Genomic DNA, 16,407 nt, shown 5'->3' with positions numbered 1-16,407 from the left:
TTCCTGCGGTTCCTGCCGTTTCTGCGGTTCCTGCCGTTCCTGTGGTTGCCGCCGTTGATGCGGTTGCTGCGGTTGCTGCCCTTGATGCCCTTGAAGCCGCCGATTCACCGGATGTCGGGCCGACGCCCGCTCAGGGGCCAGCCGACGATGGTCTTGGGTCGCGGCGGGGCGAAGGCCCGCGCCTTGCTGGTGGAGAGGCCGAGCCCGACGAGCGCCTCGGCGAACTTCACGGCGGCGGCGACCCCGTCGACGACGGGCAGCCCGCCCAGCGCCTTCGAGACCCGCTCCCGCAGCCCGGCCATGCCCCCACACCCCAGGCAGATCACCTCGGCGCCGTCCCGTTCCACCACCTCCCGCGCGGTCGCCACGATGACCTCGACGGTCCGCTCCCGGTCCGCCTCCAGCTCCAGTACGCCCAGACCGGTGCCGCGCACCCCCGCGCAGCGCGCCAGCAGGCCCGCCGTGAGCAGCCGGTCCCGGATCTGCGGCACGGCCCGGTCGAGGGTGGTGACGACGCCGTAGGAATGGCCGAGCATCATGGCCATCTGGGCGGCGGACTCGGCGATGTCGAGGACCGGGACGTCGAGCAGCTCCTGCGCGCCCTCCCGCCCCGGCTCGCCGAACCCGGCCATGACCAGCGCGTCGAAGGGTTCGTCGAACGTCGTCAGCCGGTCCAGTACGGCGGCGGCGCTCAGATACCCCTCGAAGTGGCCCTCGATCGATTCGGGGCCCCACAGCGGCTCGGTGGCCACAATGGTGGTGCCGGGGCTCGCGACGGCCTCGGCGAGGTCCCGGATGGCGGCGGTCATGGCGGCGGTGGTGTTCGGATTCAGCACAAGGATGCGCATAGCACTCCCGCAACGACTCTCTGTTTCCATAGAATGGAAGTCCCTTTTCGGGATGCAGAAATTAGTCAGGGTGGCCATCCTCGTCAATGGATCGGACAGAGATCGTTGACAAGCGGCTACGGGAGGTCGCCGGGGACGGGTAGGCTGCCCGTGGCCGGTCGGCCGCGGCGTCCGACGCGTGTGCGAGGCCGGTGCCGCTCACTGTGAAGGGAAAACGCCGAAGTGCCGTCCGCCGAGTCCAAGACCACCGCCGCCGCCGGCGGTGTCCAGTCCCTGGAGCGCGCATTCGATCTGCTGGAGCGGATGGCCGACGCCGGGGGCGAAGTCGGACTGAGCGAGCTCTCCAACAGCAGTGGGCTTCCCCTGCCCACCATCCACCGTTTGATGCGCACGCTGGTGGCCTGTGGCTACGTCCGCCAGCAGCCCAACCGCCGCTATGCCCTGGGGCCCCGGCTGATCCGGCTCGGCGAGAGCTCGTCCCGGCTGCTGGGCACCTGGGCGCGGCCGTATCTGGCGCGGCTGGTGGAGGAGACCGGCGAAACCGCGAACATGGCGCTGCTGGACGGCGATGAGGTAGTGTACGTCGCGCAGGTGCCCTCGCGCCACTCGATGCGGATGTTCACCGAGGTCGGGCGGCGGGTGCTGCCCCACACCACGGGCGTCGGCAAGGCGCTGCTGGCGGACACACCCCCCGAGGAGGTACGCGCCCTCCTGGCCCGCACGGGCATGCCCGCGGTCACCGAGAAGACGATCACCACGCCGGACGCGTTCCTCGACGCGCTGCGGCAGGTCCACGAGCACGGCTACGCGGTGGACGACAACGAGCAGGAGATGGGCGTGCGCTGCCTCGCCGTCTCGGTGCCCGACTCCCCCGCCCCGGCGGCCATCTCCATCTCGGGCCCGGCGGGCCGGGTGACGGACGAGGCCACGAAACGGATCGTGCCGATCCTCAAGGAGGTCGCGGCCGAGCTGTCGGGGGCCCTGGCGAGCACGGGGTCCGCCTGACGGCGCGGGGACGACGACGGCGCGCCAGCACAGGACCGCCTGACGGCCAGGGGGGAACGACGACGGCGCGCCGCACCGGGTCCGGCCCGACGGCCGAGGGCGAGCGGCCCGACAGCGGACGCCCCGAGCGGGCGGGGGCCGTTGAGCCGCTGCCGGGCGTGGGGGGATCTTTCCCCTCCCCGCCCCTTCCCGATACCAAGGGCTCCGCCCCTGGACCCCCGAAACCCGGCTCGGAGCCCCACCACGCGGCGGAACCGCACATCGACGCTCCCGGGGTCTGAGGCGGAGCCCCGACCGGGGCCCGAGACGGGAACCCCGACCCCGGGCCTGAGGCAGGAACCCCGACCTCAGGTCTGGGGCGGGAACCCCGGCCCAGGCCTGAGGCAGGGGCCCCGACCCGGAGCCTGAAACGGGAATCCCAACCCGGGGCCTGAGCCAGGAGCCCCAACCCCGGGCCTGAGACGGGAACCCCAACCCGGGGCCTGAGGCAGGAGCCCCGACCCGGAGCCTGAGGCGAACCCCGACCCCGGGTCTGGGGGCAGGAGCCCCGACCCAGGCCTGAGCCAGGAGGGGCGGAGCCCCGGTCCGGGGTCTGGGGCGGAGCCCCGGTTTCGGGAAGGGGCGGGGAGGGGAGCAGCCCGCCGCAGGCGTCGCCTGGTCGGCGCGGGCGGAACCGTTGAGGCGGCGCCAGGCGCCGGGCGGGAACGCCCGGCCACCGCCCGGCACCCCGGCGCGAGCGGGACCCTCGGGCAACCGCCCGGCGGGGTCGGCGGGGCGGCCGGATCAGCCTTGCCCGTTGCCCGTTGCCCGTTGCGCGTTGCCCGTTGGTCGGTCGTTCAGTCTCTCCCTATGCCCGTCTGTGGCACACTCCCGAACTGGTCGATCGCCACGCGGACACCCGTCAGAGCGGGGCCCAGAGCGCTGACCGAGCCCAAGGCGCCCGCGATGAGGAGCAGCGAGCGGCGGAGCCGGTGCAGTTCCGGGGCGCCGGTGCGGGCCATGGCATCGAGCGCGGCCAGTTCGTCGTCCGCGATCGCCCGGTCAGGTAATTCCGCCGGGTGGGCGGCCAGGTCGCGCCTGAGCCTGGCCACGGCACGGCGCAGTTCGGTCGCCCTCGGATCGTCCTCGGTGCCCGCCACTCGCCTGACTTCCACGACTGCGGCGCCCTCCACTGACAAGGCGCCGGGTCCACCCCAGAGCCTCGCGCCTTCGTTGGCCAACACTGCCCTTCTCCCCCTCGCGCCCTCTCGCACGAGCCTGCCCCCTCTCCCGCATTGCCGCCCCAACCCTCCACCTCGCGTGGATTCGGACACAAGGGGCCGCGGATCAGTTAACGCCACTCAGTGCACGACGCGCTATACGGAGAGCGAAAATCAGACCGGCTGGGATGAAGCCCCCGCGCGGCCCCGATGTGCGGTAAGCAGGGCCCATGGAACGTACGACGGAGGACTCCGCGCAGGTCGCCGGGATCGTACTGGCGGCCGGGGGCGGCCGGCGGCTGGGCGGGCGGCCCAAGGCCCTTTTGACGCATCGGGGGCGGCCGTTGGTGGAGCGCGCCGCGCACGCGCTGCGGGAGGGCGGCTGCGCCCCGGTGCACATCGTGCTGGGCGCCGCGGCCGGGACCGTACGGGCGCGGGCGCGGCTGGAGGGGTTCGCCCTGGTGGACAACCCCGACTGGGAGGAGGGCATGGGCTCTTCGCTGCGGGCCGGGCTCGCCTCGCTGTCCGGTACGGGCGCCAACGCGGCGCTGGTCGCGCTGGTGGACCAGCCGGGGATCGGCGCCGAGGCCGTGGCGCGGGTGGTGGCCGCGTACCGCTCGCCGTCCTCCTTGGCCGCCGCCGCGTACGGCGCGGAGCGGGGGCATCCGGTGCTGTTCGGCGCGGACCGGTGGGCGGATATCGCCGCGAGTGCGGTGGGCGACCGGGGGGCACGCGCCTATCTGCGGGCACATCAGTCCGCGATCACGCTCGTCGACTGCTCGGATATCGCCCGTACGGACGACATCGACACCCCCGAGGACTTGACGCTGCTGGAGTGAGGGGCGCCCACGGGCAAGGCGGCGATTCAACAGAACATCGAACCTCCATCAGCGGTTCAACAGACCATCGAGCCCCCACCAACGGTTCAACAGAATATTGAACTTCCACCATGAGAAACTTACTATCCACAAAGCAGAGGTACCGCGAGGGTCCAGCCGAGACTCGCCCAAGGAGTGACCGCCCATGTCCGCACCAGCGCCGTCCCCGCTGGCCATCGTCGACGCCGAACCGCTGGAGCGTCAGGGAGAGGTGCTGACCGACGCGGCCCTGGCCTTCCTGGCCGAGCTCCACCACCGCTTCACCCCGCGCCGGGACGAGCTGCTCGCGCGCCGCGCCGAGCGCCGCGCCGAGATCGCCCGCACCAGCACCCTGGACTTCCTCCCGGAGACCGCCCACATCCGGGACGACCCGGACTGGCGCGTCGCCCCGGCCCCGCCCGCGCTCGAGGACCGCCGGGTGGAGATCACCGGCCCCACCGACCGCAAGATGACCATCAACGCCCTCAACTCGGGCGCCAAGGTCTGGCTCGCCGACTTCGAGGACGCCTCCGCCCCGACATGGGCGAATGTGATCGGCGGCCAGCTGAATCTGATCGACGCCTATGAGCGCCGGATCGACTTCACCTCCCCCGAGGGCAAGAGCTACGCGCTGCGGCCCGACGACACGCTGGCCACCGTCGTCACCCGGCCGCGCGGCTGGCACCTCGACGAGCGCCATCTGCGCGACGCCGACGGCCGCCCCGTCCCCGGCGCCCTCGTGGACTTCGGGCTGTACTTCTTCCACAACGCCCGCCGTCTGCTCACGATGGGCAAGGGGCCGTACTTCTACCTCCCCAAGACCGAGTCCCACCTGGAGGCCCGCCTCTGGAACGACGTCTTCGTCTTCGCGCAGGACCACCTCTCCATTCCGCAAGGGACGATCCGCGCCACCGTTCTGATCGAGACGATCACGGCGGCGTACGAGATGGACGAGATCCTCTACGAGCTCCGCGACCACGCCTCCGGGCTCAACGCGGGCCGCTGGGACTACCTCTTCTCGATCGTGAAGAACTTCCGCGACGGCGGCCCCGGTTTCGTCCTGCCGGACCGCAACGCGGTCACGATGACCGCCCCGTTCATGCGCGCCTACACCGAACTGCTCGTCCGCACCTGCCACAAGCGCGGCGCGCACGCGATCGGCGGCATGGCGGCCTTCATCCCCTCGCGGCGCGACCCCGAGGTCAACGCCGTCGCGTTCGACAAGGTCAAGGCCGACAAGGACCGTGAGGCCGGTGACGGCTTCGACGGCTCCTGGGTCGCCCACCCCGATCTGGTCCCGGTGGCCCGCGCCTCCTTCGACGCGGTCCTCGGCGACCGGCCGCACCAGAAGGAGCGGCTGCGCGAGGACGTCCAGGTCACCGCGGCCGAGCTGATCGACATCGCCTCGCTCGACGCCACCCCCACCCAGCAGGGGCTGCGCAACGCCGTCCAGGTCGGCATCCGCTATATCGAGGCGTGGCTGCGCGGCCTCGGCGCCGTCGCGATCTTCAACCTGATGGAGGACGCGGCCACCGCCGAGATCTCCCGCTCCCAGATCTGGCAGTGGGTCAACGCGGGGATCGTCTTCGAGAACGGCGAGAAGGCCACCGCCGATCGCGTCCGTAAGGTCGCCGCCGAGGAGCTGGCGGCGATCCGCGAGGAGGTCGGCGAGGACGCCTTCGCCGCGGGCAGGTGGGGCCAGGCGCACGATCTGCTGCTGAGGGTCGCGCTGGACGAGAACTACACCGAGTTCCTGACGCTGCCCGCGTACGAACTGCTGGACTGACGCGGCTCTTTCACGCGGCAGAGGGGCCCCGGACGGCCACCGATGCGGTCCGGGGCCCTGGCGGTCGCTACGGCGTGCAGGGCTGGGCGCGCGGCACGATCTGCCGGGGCACGCTGGGGCTGGGCCACAGCAGCTGCAAAGGCGGCTGCCCCGGCAACCCATTCGATGTATCGGCCGCGGCGTTCAGCCTTCTTCCGCGATACGGGCCAGGCGCCGGGCCTCGGTGCGGGCCTCCCGCGCGATCTGGTCCTCGTCCACCGTGAGCAGCCGGCCCGACTCCACCACCGGGGCGCCGTTCACCAGGGACAGCGTCACCGGGGCCGGGGCGCCGAGGACGAGCGCCGCCACGGGGTCGGCGATGGACGAGTGGCCGAGGCCGTCCAGCTTCCACAGCACCAGGTCGGCCAGTTTGCCCGGCTCCAGCGAGCCGATCTCCTCCTGGCGGCCGAGCACCCGCGCACCACCGTGGGTGCCGAGGCGCAGCGCCTGACGGACGTTCAGCGCGCTCTCGCGGTGGCCGCCGAGCCGGTTGATCAGCAGCGCGTTGCGCAGTTCGGTGTGGAGCTCACCGGATTCGTTGGAGGCGGTGCCGTCCACGCCGAGGCCCACCGGCACGCCCGCGGCGAGCAGATCGGGGACGCGGGCGATCCCGGCGGCGAGCCGGGCGTTGGACGAGGGGCAGTGGGCGACCCCGGTGCCGGTCCGGGCGAACGCCTGGATGTCGGTGTCGCTCATATGGACGCAGTGGGCCATCCACACGTCCGCGCCCAGCCAGCCGGTGGACTCGAAGTAGTCGGTCGGCCCCATCCCGAACCGCTCATGGCAGAACTTCTCCTCCTCCACCGTCTCCGAGCCGTGGGTGTGCAGCCGTACGCCCTTGCGGCGGGCCAGCGCCGCGGACTCGCGGAGCAGTTCGGTGGTGACGGAGAAGGGCGAGCAGGGCGCCACCACGATCCGCAGCATGGCGTCGAAGGCCGGGTCGTGGTGGGTGTCGATGGCCGCCTCGGTGGCGGCCAGCGCGTCCTCCATGGACTCCACGGCGAAGTCCGGCGGCAGTCCGCCGTCGGAGGTGCCGAGGTCCATGGAGCCGCGGGCGGCGGTGAACCGCACCCCCAGCTCGCGCGCCGCGCGGATCTCGGCGCCCAGCAGATCGCCGCTGCCGCGCGGAAAGACGTAGTGGTGGTCCATGGCGGTGGTGACCCCGCCGCGCACCATCATCGCGAGCGAGCCACGGGCCGCCGCGTGGACCATCGGCTCGTCGATCCGCGCCCAGACGGGGTAGAGCGCGACCAGCCAGTCGAAGAGGTTGCTGTCCTGGGCCAGGCCGCGGGTGAGCCACTGGTAGAAGTGGTGATGGGTGTTGACCAGGCCAGGGGTCACCAGATGCCCCGTGCCGTCGACCCGGCGGACGACGCCCTCGAGACCCTCCGGCGCGGGCCCCTCGCCCACCGACTCGATGCGGTGGCCCGCCACGACGACATGGCCGGAGGCGTACTCGGTGTCGTGGGCGTCCACGGTGGCGACGGCGCAGTTCTCGATGACGATGCGGTTCACGGAGCGTGGCCCTCCCGTCGTATCGGTCGGTGGGGATCTGTCGGACGAGCGGTCAGTCGGTGGGGATCCGGGGCTCGGCGCCGTCCCGCAACACGGTGGCCTCGATGAGTCCGTACGGCCGGTCGGCAGCGAAGTAGACCTTGTTGTCGTTGGTGAGTCCGAAGGGTTCCAGATCGACCAGGAAGTGATGCTTGTTGGGCAGCGAGAGGCGTATCTCGTCGATCTCGGGGCGGTGCTCGATCACCCGCGCGCCCATCTGATAGAGCGTCTGCTGGAGCGAGAACGAGTAGGTCTCGGCGAACGCGCTCAGCAGATGGCCGCGCGCCTCGGCGTGGGCGTGGTCCCAGTCCGGCATCGGCCGGGCGTCCTCGCTCCAGCCGTAGCGCCAGCGGGCGTGCACATCGGTGGCGAGGATGCGGTCGCGCGCCTCCGGGAGCGTGGTGTACCGGTCCTTCACATAGCCCCAGAACTCGGAGTCCGTGGTGTTCAGGACGGTGAGGCCGGTGAGCCCGGAGACCACCTCCCAGCGCTCGCCGTCGAAGGTGATCTGGGCGGTGCGGACCTCCTGGCCGCGGCGGACGAAGGAGTGCTCGGCGCTCCCGGCCGTCCCGATCCGCTCCCAGGCGTACTCCTCGACGCGGACGCGGGCGCGGTGGATGGGCTCCTGGCTGGTGACGAAGTGGCGGGCCAGCCGGATGCCGAACTCCTCGGCCGCGTCGATGCCGTGCTCCTTGGCGAAGGCGTACACGGTGTTCTTGGTGGTGTCGGTCGGCAGGACGTTGGCGTTGCTGCCGGAGAGGTGGACCTCGTCCATCTCACCGGAGAGCGCCACCGAGACATTGAGGTCCTTCAGGTGGTGCACGGCGCCGTCGCGCACCACCCGGACGACGCGGGTTTCGGCTTTGCCGTAACTGTTCGGGCCGAGCGTGGGCATCGGTGCTAGCTCCCTCGGTAGACGGAGTAGCCGAACGGGGTGAGCAGCAGCGGTACGTGGTAGTGCTCACCCGGCTCGACGGCGAAGGCCACCGCGACCTCCGGGAAGAAGGCGTGGGTCAGATACGGCCCGGTCTCGAAGCGCAGCCGTGCGTGGGTGGTGCCCTCGGGGAGCGCGGGCAGGTCCCCGCACCGCCCGTCGGCGTCGGTGAGCGAGTCGGCGTGCGCCGTCCACTCCGCGCCTGGCCCCGAGCGGACGGACAGCTCGACGACCACGCCCACGGCGGGGCGGCCGATGCTGGTGTCCAGGATGTGGGTGGACACCGAGGTGGTACCGCTCGCCATCACCGCTCTCCTTCCGCCGGGGCCCGCGGGGCCTCCAGGGTTTCCGCCCGGGATTCCGCGCGGGTTTCCGCCCGGGTGTCCGTCAGCGTTTCCGTCAACCGGGTCAGCCGGATGCGATTGATCTTTCCCAGTTCGGTGCGGACGATCTCGCGCTCGGTGTCGGCGTCATGCTGGATACGCTCGCGCAGCGCGGCCAGCATCTCCTCGCCGGTGCGGCCGGTGGCGCAGATCAGGAAGACATGGCCGTGGCGCTCCTGGTACGCGAGGTTCAGCTCCAGCAGCTCCGCGCGCTCCGCGTCCCGTACCCCGCTCTGCTCCCGCGCCGAGGCGGTGTCGCCCGGCGCCGGCCGTCCGATGGGCGGATGCGCGGCCATCGCCTCGGCCAGATCGGCGGCGGTCAGCCCGGCCATGGCCGCGTCGGCGGCGTCGAGCAGTTCCCCGACCGTGGCGTACGGCCGCCCGGCCGCCACCGCCGCACCCCAGGCCCGGCTGGCGCACACCTCGCGCAGCGTCGCGGCGGCGTCCCGGCCGTCCACCGCGTTGAACCGGGCCAGCCCCGGCGGTGCACTGGAAGTCACTCTCGCAAGCTAGGAGGCTTCCGCGCATAACGTCAACAGTTTGTTGAAAACTCTGGGTAACGGGAGTGCGCGGCCGGCCGGCGAGGGGGCTCGCGGACGGGGCGCGGTCAGTCCCCGCCCTTCTCGCGGTTGAGGTAGTTGTAGACGGTGAAGCGGCTCACCCCGAGGGCACCGGCGACCGTCTCGACCCCATGGCGCACCGAGAACGCGCCGCGCTGCTCGAGCTGGCGGACCACGGACTGCTTGGTCTTGCGGTCCAGGGCCGAGAGCGGTACGCCGTGGCGGCGCTGGAGGTCGGCGAGGATGCGGTCGAGCGAGTCCGACAGATGCGGCAGCCTTACGGCGACCACCGGACGGCCCTCCCAGGAGAGCACCACATCGTCGCCCCGGGCCCGGTCCGGGGCGATCATCTCGCCGCCCATGGCGTCGACGAGCGGCTTCACCGCGGCGGCGAAGGGGTGGTCGGCCGGTACGCTCACGCCTCGGCCTCCCCGAGGACGCTGACCTGGAGCGAGATCCGGGTGGCCCCGGCTTCGAGGGAGCCGCGCAGCAGCCGGTCGACGGCCTCCAGCACCGCCTCCGCCCCGCCCTCGGCGGTGTTGCCGAAGGGGCCGACGTCCACGGTGTCCAGCGGGGCGGCCTGGACGGTCTCGCGGGCGGTCACGGCGTGCGGCGGCACCTCGTCGAGGTCGAACGGCTCGGTGGTGAACTCAACCCTCAATCTCACGCCGCCAACCTACTGCGTCCCGCCCAGGGTCTGTCGTCAAAGGGGGCGTCCGGCCGCGAGCAGGGGGCACCTCTCAGCGGTAGCTGGGGACGCCGTGCGAGGCGTAGGGAGCAGGGCGCCCCCTTTGACGACCGGCCCTAACACGGCGCCCCCACTACGGGGGACAGAACGCCCAAGTCCCTCCCCGCGGCCGCCCGCTTCGGGGAGCATGGACCGATACCGCATCCGCCTTCCGCCTTCCGCCTTCCGCCCACGGAGTGCCCCGATGACAGACAACGTGCCGGTGCGCTGCCCCGCGTGCCGTCGCGAGCAGTCGTTCACGCCGCCCGCCTTCCCCTGTGCGTGCGGCACCCCGGTCCCCCTCCCCGTCCTCCGCGACGGCAGCCCGGAGGAGCTCTCCCACCGCACCTGGGAGAACCTCTGGGTGGCGGTGAACTGCCCGTCCTGCGGCCGCCAGGGCCACTGGCCGCGGCCGGAGCTCGGCTGCGACTGCGGCGCGGTGGTCCGCGTGCCCGTAGCCGCCGCGCCGCCCGCGGCCGGTCCGGGCGCGGCGGCCGGGCCCGGTGGCCCGGCGGTGCGGCGCCCGGCCTTCCGGCCGGTCACGATCCGTACCGCACGGGACGCGGTCACCGCCGCCGCGCAGTATCTGAAGTGGCTCGGCTTCCACAGCCTGCGGGCCTCGGAGGACCGGGCCGCCTCCGGCGTGGACCTCTACGGGACGGGCGTGGTCGCCCAGGTCGATCCGACCACCCGCCCCACCGGGCTGCGGGACATCGAGTGCCTGTGGCTGAACGGGCTCCACAAGTCGGCGATGAGCGTCTTCTTCTCGCTGGCGGGCTATGGGCGGGAGGCGCGGGCGCGCGCCGACGCGCTGCATCTGCCGCTGTTCATCATGGATCTCACCGGTACCCCGCAGCCCGTCAACGACCCGGCGGACGTACTGATCCGGATGGGCCCGCCGGACGGCTGACCACCGAGGGACCGCCCTCCACCGTTCATCCGTCCCATCCGCTCGACCGGCCGGAGGCCGAACGATGGCTGTTCCGTGGTACCCGAGGTCATGGGCCGCTCTCGGCGCCGCCCTGATCCTCCTCCTGGTGACCGGATGCGGGGGCGACGATGTGCCCCCGCGCCCGGTGGAGAGCTCCTCGCCCGCGCCCGGACCGCCGTCCGGCACGCCCGCACCGCCGACCGGCAGCGCGGGACCCGACGGTGGAGGCAGCGTGGAGGAGGACATCCAGGCGGCGGTCTCCGTCACCAACACCTACTGGCAGACCCACTGGTCCCAGCTGTTCACCGGCGGCTACGGCCCGCCCCGGGTCACGGGGGCCTACGACGGCGACACCCCCGGCACTCCGGTGTGCGGCGACGCGCCCCTACCGGACGACAACGCCGTGTACTGCCCGGACGGCGACTACATAGCGTGGGACATGGATCTGATGCGCTGGGGTCATGCGCGGGGCGACGCCTGGGTCTATCTGGTGATCGCCCATGAGTGGGGCCACGCGGTCCAGAACCGGCTGGACGCGGGGCTGGTGGATCTGGCCCGGGAGCTCCAGGCCGACTGCCTGGCTGGGGCGGTCCTCTTCGGCGCCGCGCAGGACGGGACGCTCACCTTCGAGGACGGCGACACCGAGGAGCTGGCGGACGCCCTGACCGCGCTCGCCGACCGGACCCCGTGGACCGATGTCTCCGACCACGGCGACGCCTCCCAGCGGGTCTCCTACTTCAGCCGCGGCGCGCGATCCGGGGTGAAGTCCTGTCTGCCGAACGGCGTTCAGTGACCGCGGGCCGGTGGCACATGGCGTTCCCGGCTCGGGGGTGTGGGCCCCTGCTGTGGTAGAGGGGCCCGCATCTCATCAGCTGGGCGCGGCCTGGGGCTCGGCCCGCTCGGCAAGCGTTTCCGGTCTGGCCGGATCGGCCTCGGACCGGGTCTCGGGCAGCAGCTCCCGGGCGGCCGCCTCACGCAGCTCGACCTTGCGGACCTTGCCGCTGACCGTCATCGGGAAGGCGTCCATGAGCCGCAGATAGCGGGGGACCTTGTAGTGGGCGAGGCGGCCCCGGCAGAAGCGGGCGAGCTCGTCGCGGGTGAGGGTCCTGGCGCCCTCGCGCAGGATGACGCAGGCCAGGATCTCCTCGCCGTATTTCTCGTCCGGTACGCCGACGACCTGCACATCCGCGACCTTGGGGTGGGTGTGCAGAAACTCCTCGATCTCCCGCGGATAGACGTTCTCCCCACCGCGGACGATCATGTCCTTGATCCGGCCCACGATCTGGACGTAGCCCTCGTCGTCCATCACCGCGAGGTCGCCGGTGTGCATCCAGCGCGCCGAGTCGATCGCCTCGGCGGTCCGCTCGGGCTCCTGCCAGTAGCCGAGCATCACCGAGTAGCCACGGGTGCACAGCTCGCCGCGGGTGCCGTGGGGCACGGTCGCCCCGGTCACCGGGTCAACGATCTTGACCTCGACATGCGGCAGCACCCGGCCGACCGTCGAGGTGCGGCGCATGAGGTCGTCATCGGGCCGGGTCTGGGTGGAGACCGGTGAGGTCTCGGTCATGCCGTAGCAGATGGACACCTCCTCCATGTGCATCTCGTCGACCACCCGCCGCATCACCTCCACCGGGCAGGGCGATCCGGCCATGATCCCGGTGCGCAGCGAGCTGAGGTCGAAGGTGGCGAAGTCCGGCAGGGCCAGCTCGGCGATGAACATGGTGGGCACGCCGTACAGCGAGGTGCAGCGCTCCCGTTCGACGGCGGAGAGAGTGGCGACGGCGTCGAAGGTGGGGGCGGGGATGACCACGCAGGCGCCGTGGGTGGTGGCCGCGAGGTTGCCCATCACCATGCCGAAGCAGTGGTAGAAGGGCACCGGCACACAGATCCGGTCCTGGGCGGTGTAGCGGACCGTCTCCCCCACGAAGTAGCCGTTGTTGAGGATGCTGTGGTGGGAGAGGGTGGCGCCCTTGGGGAAGCCGGTGGTGCCGGAGGTGTACTGGATGTTGACCGCGTCGTCGCAGCCGATCCGGGCCTCGCGCTCGGCCAGCCGCCCGGGGGCGACATCGGCCCCGGCGCGCACCAGCATGTCCCAGGTCCGGTCGCCGATGTAGATGACATCGCGCAGCGCGGAGCAGGCCGAGCGCACCTGCTCGACCATCCGGCGGTAGTCGCTGGTCTTGTGCTCGGTGGAGGCGACGAGGACCGAGATGCCCGCCTGCTGGAGCACATACCGCAGCTCGTGGACGCGGTATGCGGGGTTGATATTGACCATGATGGCGCCGATGCGGGCGGTCGCGTACTGCATCAGCACCCATTCGGGGCAGTTGACGGCCCAGATGCCGACCCGGTCGCCCTTGGCGACCCCCTTGGCCATCAGCCCGAGCGCGACCTCCTCCACCGACCGGCCGAACTCGGCGTAGGTCCAGCGGCGGCCGGAGGGGATGTCGACGAGCGCGTCGCGCTCGCCGTACAGCTCGACGGCGCGGGCCAGGTTGGCGCCGATGGTGTCGCCGAGCAGTGGGAGGTCACCGACTCCACTGGCGTAGGAGAGCCCGGCTGGGCTTGGTGGGTCGGACGTCAGGTCGGTCATGGCAGCTCCTTGGTGTCACGGTCACGGACGCCTTCACGTTCGTGAGGGTGGGTCATCATATGAGCGTCAGTCATCAGATTTCCTCATGAAACTCGATACCGCCGCCGTGTGCCGTGCGTTCACGCAGCTCGATCCGGCGAATCTTGCCGGAAACCGTCTTGGGCAGGTCGGCGAACTCCAGCCGGCGGATCCGCTTGTACGGCGCGAGCACCGCCCGCGAGTGCGCGAACAGCGCCTTTGCCGTGTCCGGGCCGGGCTCCCAGCCCTCCGCGAGGACGATGTACGCCTTCGGTACGGCGAGCCGCACCGGGTCGGGGGCCGGGACGACGGCGGCCTCGGCGACCGCCTCGTGCTCCAGCAGCGCGCTCTCCAGCTCGAACGGGGAGATCTTGTAGTCGGACGCCTTGAATACGTCGTCGGCGCGGCCGATATAGGTGATGTAGCCCTCGGCGTCGCGCGAACCGATGTCCCCGGTGCGGTAGTAGCCGTCCGCGGTGGCCTCGGCGGTGCGCTCCTCGTCGCCCTCGTAGCCGGTCATCAGGCCGACCGGGCGGCCCTCGGAGCCGGTGAGGTCGAGGCAGATCTCACCCTCCTCACCGGGCCGGCCGGTGACCGGATCGAGCAGGACGACCCGGAAGCCGGGGGTGGGCCGTCCCATCGAACCCGGCTTGAGCGGCTGCCCGGGGGTGTTGGCCACCTGAACGGCGGTCTCGGTCTGGCCGAAGCCGTCCCGGATCGTGACCCCCCAGGCGCGCCGCACATGCTCGATGACCTCGGGGTTCAGCGGCTCACCCGCGGCGACGGCCTCCCGGGGCGGGGTGCGCAGCTGGGTGAGGTCGGCCTGGATGAGCATCCGCCAGACGGTGGGCGGGGCGCAGAAGGTGGTGATGCCACAGCGGTCCATCTCGGCCATCAGCCGGGCGGCGTCGAACCGGGTGTAGTTGTGGACGAAGACGGTGGCCTCGGCGTTCCAGGGGGCGAAGAGATTGGACCAGGCGTGCTTGGCCCATCCGGGGGAGGAGATGTTGAGGTGGACATCGCCCAGTTCGACCCCGATCCAGTACATCGTCGACAGATGTCCGATGGGGTATGAGATGTGGGTGTGCTCGACCAGCTTGGGGCGGGCGGTGGTGCCGGAGGTGAAGTACAGCATCAGGGGGTCGGTGGCGAGGGTGGGCCCGTCGGGGGTGAAGCCCTCGTCGTCCCCAGCGCGGTCGTCGTCCCCGGCGCGGTCGCCCGTGGCGCCCGTCGCCGTGCCCGCCGTGCCGTCCGCCGTGATGGCGGCGGTCCCGGCGTCCTCGTAGGCGAGCCAGCCCTCGGGCGCGCCGCCGACCGCGATCCGGGTGTAGTCCCCGGCCACGTCCGCGAACTTGCCGGTGTCCCCGGCCCGCACGATCACATGCCGCGCCCGGCCGCGTTCGATGCGGTCGGCGAGGTCGAGCGGCCCGAGCAGCGGGGTGGCGGGGATGACGACGGCGCGCAGCTTCATCGCGGCCAGCGCGGTCTCCCACAACTCGGCCTGGTTGCCGAGCATGACCACGATGCGGTCACCGGCCCGCACGCCCCGCTCGCGCAGCCAGTTCGCGGCCCGGTTCGAGCGGCGGCGCAGCTCCTCGAAGGTCAGCCGGATCTCGCTGCCGTCCTCCTCCACGATGTGCAGGGCGGTACGCTCACCGGCGCGCCCGGCGATCCCGTCGAACCAGTCCAGGGCCCAGTTGAACCGCTCCGGGCGGGGCCAGCGGAACCCCTCGTACGCCGCCGCGTAGTCCTCCCGGTGGCCGAGCAGGAAGTCCCGTGCCGCGCGGAAGTCCTGGGCCGGATTCATTGCTGTCACTTGTCCTCCTGAAGGGCGTACCGCTCGCTAGCATCGTGCGACGGGTGATCTGAGTCTCACTACCCCCGGACGGGGGTGGCGCTGGATGCGGGAGGTGGCCGTGGCGGGATCGGACGGGGCGGGATCGGGCAGGGCCGCCGACATGCGGAGCGCGCTCCAGCGGATGCGCCGGCGCGGTGGACTGCCCGTCGCGTTCGGCGGGCTCTTCTCGGGCGCACGGCAGTTCCGGATCTCGGAACTCACCGGCACCACGACCGACTCCCTGCGGGGACTGGCCATCACACCCGGCAACGGCCTGGGCGGCAAGGTCCTCACCACGTCCCGGCCGATCTCGGTGGCGGACTACCCCACCTCGCGGGCGATCAGCCATGAATACGACGCGGCGGTGGGCGCGGAGGGGCTGCGCTCGATGCTCGCGGTGCCGGTGGTGGTGCGCGGGCAGGTGCGCGGGGTGCTGTACGGCGCGCTGCGCCAGCCGCTGGTGCTCGGCGACCGGGCGCTGGGCTCGGCCGTGGAGGCGGCCCGCGAACTGGAACGGGCGCTGGAACAGGAACTGGCGCAGGAGCTGGCCACGCGGGAAGAGGCGCAGCGGCTGCTGGCCGAGGCGCGCCGGCGGCGGCTGCGGGGGCGGCCGCAGTGGGCGCCGCCGACGGAGGAGACCGATCCGGCGGTGTGGGAGGAGGTGCGCGAGGCCCATGGCGATCTGCGGGCCCTGGCGCACCGGGTGCCCGACCCCCAGCTGCGGGCGGAGATACTCACCGCGTGTGGCCGGCTGGCCAGGGCCTCGTCCGGGCGCGGCCACGAGCGGGAGCGCCCGAGCGGGGTGGAGCTGTCGCCGCGCGAGGTGGACGTACTGGCGTGTGTGGCGTCGGGGGCGACGAATTCGGTGGCGGCGGAGCGGCTGGGGTTGCGGCCGGAGACGGTCAAGAGCTATCTGCGGTCCTCGATGCGCAAGTTGGGGGCTCATACCCGTCTCCACGCGGTGGTCGAGGCCCGCCGGGCGGGGCTGCTGCCGTAGGGGCCGTCCGGCGGTACGCGTACGCCTGCGGCGGACAGGGCCGGGGCCGAGCGGGGAGTCCGCCGCTCCTCCCAGGGCGCACGCCGGCCATATGGGGCGATATCCTGCACTGAGGTCAGTGCAAGGTGAGGACCCGTCT

16 protein-coding genes are annotated in these 16,407 nt (G+C 72.0%); 6 read left to right on the top strand and 10 right to left on the bottom strand.

All coding sequences use genetic code 11. The features are described 5' to 3' along the window. Positions 1–104 precede the first annotated feature (104 nt). Positions 105–848, bottom strand: coding sequence for an aspartate/glutamate racemase family protein (locus ACJX2R_RS37885; RefSeq protein WP_413103748.1), 744 nt, complete (start codon positions 846–848; stop codon positions 105–107). A 222-nt stretch (positions 849–1,070) separates the two neighbouring features. On the opposite strand from ACJX2R_RS37885, the gene ACJX2R_RS37880 reads away from it, so the two are divergent. Next, positions 1,071–1,853 (top strand): IclR family transcriptional regulator, encoded by a 783-nt coding sequence (locus ACJX2R_RS37880; RefSeq protein WP_413103747.1) that lies wholly within the window; start codon positions 1,071–1,073, stop codon positions 1,851–1,853. An 836-nt stretch (positions 1,854–2,689) separates the two neighbouring features. Here ACJX2R_RS37880 and ACJX2R_RS37875 read toward each other — a convergent pair. Next, the gene (locus ACJX2R_RS37875; protein WP_262699451.1) at positions 2,690–3,007 is read right to left on the bottom strand and encodes a DUF5955 family protein; all 318 of its coding nucleotides are present in this window, start codon (positions 3,005–3,007) and stop codon (positions 2,690–2,692) included. A gap of 275 nt (positions 3,008–3,282) precedes the next feature. On the opposite strand from ACJX2R_RS37875, the gene ACJX2R_RS37870 reads away from it, so the two are divergent. Then, the gene (locus ACJX2R_RS37870) at positions 3,283–3,891 is read left to right on the top strand and encodes a nucleotidyltransferase family protein (RefSeq protein WP_413103746.1); all 609 of its coding nucleotides are present in this window, start codon (positions 3,283–3,285) and stop codon (positions 3,889–3,891) included. A gap of 184 nt (positions 3,892–4,075) precedes the next feature. Beyond that, positions 4,076–5,695 (top strand): malate synthase A, encoded by a 1,620-nt coding sequence (gene aceB, locus ACJX2R_RS37865; protein ID WP_413103745.1) that lies wholly within the window; start codon positions 4,076–4,078, stop codon positions 5,693–5,695. A gap of 183 nt (positions 5,696–5,878) precedes the next feature. On the opposite strand, the gene ACJX2R_RS37860 is transcribed toward aceB, so the two are convergent. The 6 genes from ACJX2R_RS37860 to ACJX2R_RS37835 all read right to left on the bottom strand — a co-directional run bounded on the left by ACJX2R_RS37860 (position 5,879) and on the right by ACJX2R_RS37835 (position 9,832). Beyond that, positions 5,879–7,249: an 8-oxoguanine deaminase gene (locus ACJX2R_RS37860; RefSeq protein ID WP_413103744.1), complete on the bottom strand. Its 1,371-nt coding sequence runs from the start codon at positions 7,247–7,249 to the stop codon at positions 5,879–5,881. 52 nt (positions 7,250–7,301) lie between these two features. Then, on the bottom strand, positions 7,302–8,183 hold the full coding sequence (gene pucL / locus ACJX2R_RS37855; protein WP_413103743.1) for a factor-independent urate hydroxylase: 882 nt from the start codon (positions 8,181–8,183) through the stop codon (positions 7,302–7,304). Positions 8,184–8,188: 5 nt separating this feature from the next. Then, complete coding sequence (uraH, locus tag ACJX2R_RS37850; protein ID WP_413103742.1) at positions 8,189–8,527, bottom strand: hydroxyisourate hydrolase; 339 nt, start codon at positions 8,525–8,527, stop codon at positions 8,189–8,191. Beyond that, complete coding sequence (uraD, locus tag ACJX2R_RS37845) at positions 8,527–9,105, bottom strand: 2-oxo-4-hydroxy-4-carboxy-5-ureidoimidazoline decarboxylase (RefSeq protein WP_413103741.1); 579 nt, start codon at positions 9,103–9,105, stop codon at positions 8,527–8,529. The genes uraH and uraD overlap by 1 nt, the downstream gene beginning before the upstream one ends. Positions 9,106–9,212: 107 nt before the next feature. Beyond that, positions 9,213–9,584, bottom strand: a complete 372-nt coding sequence (locus ACJX2R_RS37840) for a helix-turn-helix domain-containing protein (protein ID WP_037949321.1) — start codon at positions 9,582–9,584, stop codon at positions 9,213–9,215. Continuing rightward, positions 9,581–9,832: a hypothetical protein gene (locus ACJX2R_RS37835; protein WP_413103740.1), complete on the bottom strand. Its 252-nt coding sequence runs from the start codon at positions 9,830–9,832 to the stop codon at positions 9,581–9,583. Before ACJX2R_RS37835 ends, ACJX2R_RS37840 begins: the two co-directional genes overlap by 4 nt. Positions 9,833–10,097: 265 nt before the next feature. On the opposite strand from ACJX2R_RS37835, the gene ACJX2R_RS37830 reads away from it, so the two are divergent. Beyond that, entirely contained in the window at positions 10,098–10,802 is a 705-nt protein-coding gene (locus tag ACJX2R_RS37830) for a hypothetical protein (protein ID WP_413103739.1), read from the top strand. Between the two features lie 64 nt (positions 10,803–10,866). Beyond that, positions 10,867–11,616 (top strand): neutral zinc metallopeptidase, encoded by a 750-nt coding sequence (locus ACJX2R_RS37825; protein WP_413103738.1) that lies wholly within the window; start codon positions 10,867–10,869, stop codon positions 11,614–11,616. Between the two features lie 75 nt (positions 11,617–11,691). On the opposite strand, the gene ACJX2R_RS37820 is transcribed toward ACJX2R_RS37825, so the two are convergent. After that, positions 11,692–13,416, bottom strand: a complete 1,725-nt coding sequence (locus ACJX2R_RS37820) for an AMP-binding protein (protein ID WP_413103737.1) — start codon at positions 13,414–13,416, stop codon at positions 11,692–11,694. 73 nt (positions 13,417–13,489) lie between these two features. Continuing rightward, a complete protein-coding gene (locus ACJX2R_RS37815) occupies positions 13,490–15,241 on the bottom strand; it encodes an AMP-binding protein (RefSeq protein ID WP_413106039.1) in 1,752 nt (583 codons plus the stop codon). Between the two features lie 94 nt (positions 15,242–15,335). On the opposite strand from ACJX2R_RS37815, the gene ACJX2R_RS37810 reads away from it, so the two are divergent. After that, on the top strand, positions 15,336–16,268 hold the full coding sequence (locus ACJX2R_RS37810; RefSeq protein ID WP_413103736.1) for a LuxR C-terminal-related transcriptional regulator: 933 nt from the start codon (positions 15,336–15,338) through the stop codon (positions 16,266–16,268). The last annotated feature ends 139 nt before the right edge of the window (positions 16,269–16,407 follow it).

The organism is Streptomyces sp. Inha503 (genome assembly GCF_047215865.1).
GTDB classification, from domain to species: domain Bacteria; phylum Actinomycetota; class Actinomycetes; order Streptomycetales; family Streptomycetaceae; genus Streptomyces; species Streptomyces lycopersici.
The sequence above is the reverse complement of the archived record's forward strand: the minus strand, read 5'-3'. Positions and strand labels throughout refer to the sequence as shown.

Excerpts from the sequence above, each read along its gene's own strand:
- ACJX2R_RS37810 (WP_413103736.1), top strand. The coding sequence starts at position 15,336 with ATGCGGGAGGTGGCCGTGGCGGGATCGGACGGGGCGGGATCGGGCAGG.
- ACJX2R_RS37870 (WP_413103746.1), top strand. The coding sequence starts at position 3,283 with ATGGAACGTACGACGGAGGACTCCGCGCAGGTCGCCGGGATCGTACTG.
- ACJX2R_RS37825 (WP_413103738.1), top strand. The coding sequence starts at position 10,867 with ATGGCTGTTCCGTGGTACCCGAGGTCATGGGCCGCTCTCGGCGCCGCC.
- pucL (WP_413103743.1), bottom strand. The coding sequence starts at position 8,183 with ATGCCCACGCTCGGCCCGAACAGTTACGGCAAAGCCGAAACCCGCGTC.
- ACJX2R_RS37815 (WP_413106039.1), bottom strand. The coding sequence starts at position 15,241 with ATGAATCCGGCCCAGGACTTCCGCGCGGCACGGGACTTCCTGCTCGGC.
- ACJX2R_RS37820 (WP_413103737.1), bottom strand. The coding sequence starts at position 13,416 with ATGACCGACCTGACGTCCGACCCACCAAGCCCAGCCGGGCTCTCCTAC.
- ACJX2R_RS37885 (WP_413103748.1), bottom strand. The coding sequence starts at position 848 with ATGCGCATCCTTGTGCTGAATCCGAACACCACCGCCGCCATGACCGCC.
- uraH (WP_413103742.1), bottom strand. The coding sequence starts at position 8,527 with ATGGCGAGCGGTACCACCTCGGTGTCCACCCACATCCTGGACACCAGC.
- ACJX2R_RS37830 (WP_413103739.1), top strand. The coding sequence starts at position 10,098 with ATGACAGACAACGTGCCGGTGCGCTGCCCCGCGTGCCGTCGCGAGCAG.
- aceB (WP_413103745.1), top strand. The coding sequence starts at position 4,076 with ATGTCCGCACCAGCGCCGTCCCCGCTGGCCATCGTCGACGCCGAACCG.